The following is a 6,144-nucleotide window of genomic DNA, read 5'->3' as shown; positions in this document are numbered from 1 at the left end:
TGAATGCCTGAATGCCTGAATGCCTGAATGCCTGAATGCCTGAATGCCTGAATGCCTGAATGCCTGAATGCCTGAATAAGCTAAGAAGATTTACTTGAACCTATTACAAAAATAGTTTCATTCCCCAAACGAGGAATATTTTTACTCTTGATTATCCGCTAAGATAACTAAGATATACAGTTTACTTAACGGTCTGTTTAAATCTATTTAAAAATATAGACAATCGAAATTAGAGTTTACACTCCGCCATTCTCCAAAAAAGAGTGGCTTTTTTTATTTCGATCTCTAAAAAATCGACAAAAAAAGAGCTGTCGAAACAGCTCTTTGCATGTATTACATGATTTTCGATTAAATTAAGCTTGTTGAATACCGGCAACAACCCAATCCTGTTGTGAACCAGCAGGTTTAACAAAATGCCAGATTTCAGTAAATGGTTGAGGCAGGCTGTTTAAATCTTCACTGACTGTACCTGTAAAACGCACGCTGACAACATATTGACCATTTTCAGTTGCAGTGTCTGCCACCATTGCATTCAGGTTACTAAATTCAGCAACATCCTGATCCTGATTGGCCATGATGTCCTGATACATTGAATTAAAAAGCTCAGGTGTTAAATAACGACGAATTTCTTCAACATTACTTGCACTATTGATAGATTGAATGTGGTTGAAACGCTGACGTGCAACACGCAGGAATGCAGCAGGTTCAGTACCATCAGGAAGCTGATTGCCATTACTCATTGAAGCACCACCAAATGGCGCTTGAGTTGCTGCACCACCAGCAACGGATTGACCAAAAATATTGGTATTGTCGCCTGTTTGGCGGGCATTGGCCTGAGGTGGCGTTTGGCGGCCAAAATTATTCTGACCACCATTGTTTGGTGCATAAGGATTATTCGCCGCTAATTTTTTTTTTGCGCCCAATTTACGGAACACAAAGAAAGCGATAGCAGCTGCAAGAAGAACCCAAAGCCAGCTAGGAATGCCACCTTTTTCTTCTTGTTGAGCTTGTTCAGCAGCTTGTTCAGCAGCTTGTTGTTCTGTTGCAGTTGGATTCTTATCATCAGCAAGCGCATTTGCAGCAACAGCACCTACAGCAGCACCTGCCACACCAGCAGCAACCATTGAACCTACACCAGGACCTGATCGTTGAGGTGCGGTTTGCTGAGGTGCTGGCGCTGCTTGACGTGGTTGTTGGTAAGACTGGTTATAAGACTGACTAGTTGAGCTAGAACGGCTCATCCCATGGCTTTTACCACCGCCTGCACGCTTTGCTTCCGCAAGTGGGGCAGCAACCAAGGTTGCCATTAAAAGAGCTGTCATCAAGCCACGCTGGTGTACTTGCATCGAAAATTCCTATCTAAATCCAATTTGTAAATGTATTTATGCAGGTATTTATGCGTAATTTCAACCAGAAAAGTATGTTTTTTTATGTCAAAGCCTGTTTTAGCCTAGCCTAATTCATCGCTCAGTTGCATGGCCTCAGTCAAGGCCTCATGTAAACGTGCCACAGCAATGATCTGAACACCGTCAACTGATTTTTGTGGTGCATTGGCCCTTGGTAAAATCACATATCTAAAACCATGCTTGGCGGCTTCCTTTAAACGTTCCTGTCCATTGGGAACAGGACGGATTTCGCCAGACAAACCCACTTCACCAAAAACGGCCAATTGTTGTGGCAAGGCCTTACCACGTAGGCTGGAGGCACAGGCTAGTAACACGGCAAGGTCTGAACCTGTTTCGGTAATTTTTAAACCACCGACCACATTAACATAGACATCCTGACCAGACGTTTGCACACCGCCATGACGATGCATTACGGCAAGTAGCATATTTAAACGGTTTTGCTCAAGACCCAGTGCCACACGTCTTGGCTGTCCATGTGCATCATCCACCAGTGCCTGTACTTCAACCAGCAGGGGACGAGTACCTTCGCGGCTAATCATCACAATTGAACCAGGAATGGCTTCATCATAACGACTGAGAAAGATGGCGGATGGATTGGCGACTTCACGCAGGCCTTTATCGGTCATGCCAAACACACCCAGCTCATTGACTGCACCAAAACGGTTCTTTACTGCCCGAATCATGCGGTAACGCGAGTCAGATTGTCCCTCAAAGTACAAGACACAATCGACCATATGTTCCAGAACACGTGGCCCCGCAAGTGAACCCTCTTTGGTGACATGGCCTACAATAAACAATGCTGTACCACTATTTTTGGCAAAACGGGTGAGTAGGGCGGCAGATTCACGAATTTGTGACACGCCACCAGGCGCCGACTGTAGGGTTTCGGTATAAAGTGTCTGAATTGAATCCAGAATTGCCACGACAGGCTTTTCCTGTGCCAAAACCTCACAAATACGTTCCACACAGGTTTCTGCCATTACCTTAAGCTGATCTGTGGGAAGATCAAGGCGTTGTGCGCGTAGTGCGACTTGAGAAAGGGATTCTTCGCCTGTGACATATAAGGCATTGCTTTTCTTGCTTGCCATGTGTGTTGCGGTCTGGAGCAGAATGGTCGATTTGCCAATACCAGGATCACCGCCAATCAGCACCACAGAACCTGTGACCAGCCCACCGCCGAGCACACGGTCAAATTCACTGATTCCTGTAGAGAGGCGGGTTTCACGTGAGACTGAAATTTGATTCAGTGTGGTGATGTTGGCGAGCTGACCTGCATACCCCCCCATTTTGGGGCGGGCACGATGGGAAATTGTTGATTCTAAACGTACCTCGGTCAAGCTGTTCCATTCACCACATTCTGAACATTGTCCTGCCCACTTGGGGTGATCAGCGCCACACTGTTCACAACGATAAACTGTTTTAACTTTGCTCATATTTAAGATACGTGATGGATCAATCAAAATTATTGAAAATGTAGCAATAGCGTATCCGAAATACAAATTTTATCTACAGACAGTCGCCAAAGTTGAGTTTGGCACGTAAACTGCTAGGCACAAGGAATGCCAGTTTAAATATAAAGGAGAGGAAAATTGAGTGAAAAAGCAACTAAAAAACCTGAAATTTTAAAAATCTGAAGAAAATCTGCAAAAACTTTTTCTATTGTTAAAGTTTTTAAGCTAATTTTGTGACATAAAAACTGAGAGTTGAATATAACAATGTCAAATGAGTTTCTTGAGCCATCCAGTGAAAATGGAGGGCTGCACCGTAGTTTGTCCAACCGACACTTACAGTTGATTGCAATTGGTGGAGCAATTGGAACAGGATTGTTTATGGGATCGGGCAAAACCATTAGTTTGGCTGGTCCATCCATTCTGTTCATTTATGGCCTAATTGGTGTGATGGTGTTTTTCGTCATGCGTGCATTGGGCGAACTGTTGTTATCCAACCTGAATTATAAATCTTTTATTGACTTATCCACTGATTTAATTGGTCCTTGGGCGGGTTATTTTGTGGGCTGGACCTATTGGTTGTGTTGGGTCACCATTGGTATCGCCGATCTGTCTGCCATTATCTACTATCTGGAATTTTTCAATGGGGGGGAATCCTTTACACCAATGGGTGGATTGCTGATCAGTACGGTTGCAATTCTATTTGTACTTGGACTGAATCTGGTCACTGTGAAGCTGTTTGGTGAAATGGAATTCTGGTTTGCAATGGTCAAGATCACCGCGATTATTGTGTTGATCGTCGTTGGTCTATGGATGATTTTTACTGGATTCACTAGCACATCAGGTACTGTTGCAAGTGTCTCAAATCTCTGGACGCATGGTGGCATGTTCCCGAAAGGTCTGGATGGTTTTCTGGCTGGATTCCAGATTGCCATCTTCGCCTTTGTTGGGGTGGAACTGGTTGGTACAACTGCTGCTGAAACACAGGACCCAAAGCGCAACTTACCTAAAGCAATTAACTCAATTCCAATCCGTATCATTATTTTCTATGTATTGGCATTGTTTGTGGTGATGTGTGTTACTCCGTGGGATCAAATTAACCCTAAAGTCAGCCCATTCGTGAATATCTTCTCACAGGCAGGTGTTGCCTCTGCTGCAATTATCATGAATCTGGTGGTGCTGTCCTCGGTCATGTCATCCATGAACAGTGGGGTATTCTCAACCAGCCGTATGCTGTTTGGTTTATCAACGGATCAACAGGCACCAAAATTATTTGGTAAATTGTCTAAATCTGCCGTTCCTTCAAAAGCATTGGTTTTCTCATCAATCTGTATCTTTATTGGTGCATTTGTACAGTTCATTTATAAAGTACAGACGGGAACCAATGATGAAGTGACAGCATTTACTCTAGCAACCACTTTATCAACCATCCTGTTTATCTGTGTGTGGATTATCATTATGTGGAGTTATATCAACTACCGCAAAAATAGACCTGAGCTGCATGCACAATCAACTTTTAAACTCCCAGGTGGCGTGTTTACCTGTTGGGTGGTGATTTTATTCTTCCTTGCAACCATCTATTTCCTTGCGCTGGATGAAACCACGCTGGAATCGTTAAAGGTCAGCCCAATCTGGTTCGTTATTTTGGCAATTGGTTATATCTTTTATAAAAAGAAAAACTAGCAAATAGCAGAATCTTTTTCTAAAAACGTCAGCGAAACGCTGGCGTTTTTTATGGTTTTAGGCTTTAGCCAATCTAATGATCACGCTATACTGCTCCGAATTGTAAAAGTTAGGTGCTCAGATGCTTAAAGTCATTTGTTCCATCAGTTTATTATTGAGCAGTATGCTACTCACGGCATGTGGTCAGTCAGGGGCGTTGCAATTGCCATCGGACCCAAACCATGACAAACGCGCAACATACCTGCTGTATAAAAATGAAGCCGCTCAGGCCAAGGCTTCATCTAATGTAAATACTGAAAGTCAGGCAACACAATCACAGATCACCTCACCTTAAGTTTGTAAATAAGGACATCTTCATGAGTTTCACTCGCATTAATGGGGTATTGCACGCTGAGCAATGTTCATTGGACCAGCTCGCACAGCAATTCGGCACGCCTTTATATGTTTATTCGAAAGCAACTTTTGAGAAGCATTATCTGGATATGCACCGTGCCTTTGATTTTATTGATCATCAAATCTGTTTTGCAGTGAAGTCAAACTCAAATATTGCAGTGTTGAATGTTCTGGCAAAATTAGGTGCTGGTTTTGATATTGTGACGGGTGGAGAATTAGCGCGTGTGCTTGCGGCTGGTGGAGATCCAGCAAAAATTGTGTTCTCTGGTTTAGGTAAATCCGAAGCGGATATTGAAAAAGCTTTGACCGTAGGTATTGCCTGTTTTAATGTGGAGTCGCATGCCGAGCTGGATCGTATCCAGAAAGTAGCGGCGAAACTTGGTAAAAAAGCCCCAATTTCCTTACGTGTTAATCCAGATGTGGATGCGAAAACCCATCCTTATATTTCAACAGGCTTAAAGGAAAACAAGTTTGGTATTCCAAGTGATACAGTGAATGAGACCTATCAATATGCAGCTTCACTGCCGAATCTGGAGATTGTCGGGATTGACTGCCACATCGGTTCGCAATTGACTGAGACCAAACCATTTGTTGATGCGCTGGATCGGGTCATTGTCATGATTGAGCAGTTGAAAGGCTTGGGTATCAACCTCAAACATATTGATATTGGTGGTGGTTTGGGGGTTTGTTATAAAGATGAAACACCACCAAGCGTTGAGGAATATGCCAATGCGATGCGTCCAGCTTTGGAAAAATTGGGCTTAAAAGTCTATATGGAGCCAGGGCGTAGTATTTCTGCCAATGCAGGTGTATTACTCACCAGGGTGGATTTACTTAAACCAACCAATCACCGTAACTTTGCCATCATTGATGCAGCGATGAATGACTTAATTCGCCCCGCTTTATATGAAGCATGGATGGATATTCAGTCAGTCAATCCAAATCCTGATGTTGAAGTCAAAACCTGGGACCTGGTTGGTGCAATCTGTGAAACTGGCGATTTTCTCGGTAAAGAGCGTGATTTGGCATTGCAGGAAAATGATGTTCTCGCTGTATTGGGCGCAGGTGCCTACGGTTTTGTCATGAGTTCAAACTACAATACCCGTGGTCGCGCTGCCGAAGTCATGGTCAATGGTGATCAGGCCTATGTAATTCGTGAGCGTGAAAGCATAGAATCACTTTGGGAAAAAGAGTGTTTGTTGCCTAAGGAGTAA

At 43.5% G+C, this 6,144-nt stretch carries 5 protein-coding genes; 3 read left to right on the top strand and 2 right to left on the bottom strand.

Features of this window, described 5'->3' with window-relative positions; genetic code table 11:
* Positions 1-353 precede the first annotated feature (353 nt).
* Entirely contained in the window at positions 354-1,346 is a 993-nt protein-coding gene (locus F972_RS09390; RefSeq protein WP_004682716.1) for a Tim44 domain-containing protein, read from the bottom strand.
* Between the two features lie 104 nt (positions 1,347-1,450).
* Positions 1,451-2,839, bottom strand: a complete 1,389-nt coding sequence (gene radA, locus F972_RS09385) for a DNA repair protein RadA (protein ID WP_004682715.1) — start codon at positions 2,837-2,839, stop codon at positions 1,451-1,453.
* A gap of 282 nt (positions 2,840-3,121) precedes the next feature.
* Here radA and F972_RS09380 point away from each other — a divergent pair, with 282 nt between their 5' ends.
* The 3 genes from F972_RS09380 to lysA all read left to right on the top strand — a co-directional run bounded on the left by F972_RS09380 (position 3,122) and on the right by lysA (position 6,144).
* Positions 3,122-4,537, top strand: coding sequence for an amino acid permease (locus F972_RS09380; protein ID WP_004682714.1), 1,416 nt, complete (start codon positions 3,122-3,124; stop codon positions 4,535-4,537).
* Positions 4,538-4,658: 121 nt separating this feature from the next.
* The gene (lptM, locus tag F972_RS09375) at positions 4,659-4,871 is read left to right on the top strand and encodes an LPS translocon maturation chaperone LptM (protein ID WP_004682713.1); all 213 of its coding nucleotides are present in this window, start codon (positions 4,659-4,661) and stop codon (positions 4,869-4,871) included.
* 22 nt (positions 4,872-4,893) lie between these two features.
* Positions 4,894-6,144 carry a diaminopimelate decarboxylase gene (gene lysA / locus F972_RS09370; RefSeq protein ID WP_004769610.1) on the top strand — a complete coding sequence of 417 codons (1,251 nt, stop codon included), beginning with the start codon at positions 4,894-4,896 and terminating at the stop codon, positions 6,142-6,144.

The sequence above is a fragment of the Acinetobacter sp. CIP 102529 genome (assembly GCF_000368325.1).
Taxonomy (GTDB): domain Bacteria; phylum Pseudomonadota; class Gammaproteobacteria; order Pseudomonadales; family Moraxellaceae; genus Acinetobacter; species Acinetobacter parvus.
This window is presented reverse-complemented; position numbering and strand designations above follow the sequence as displayed.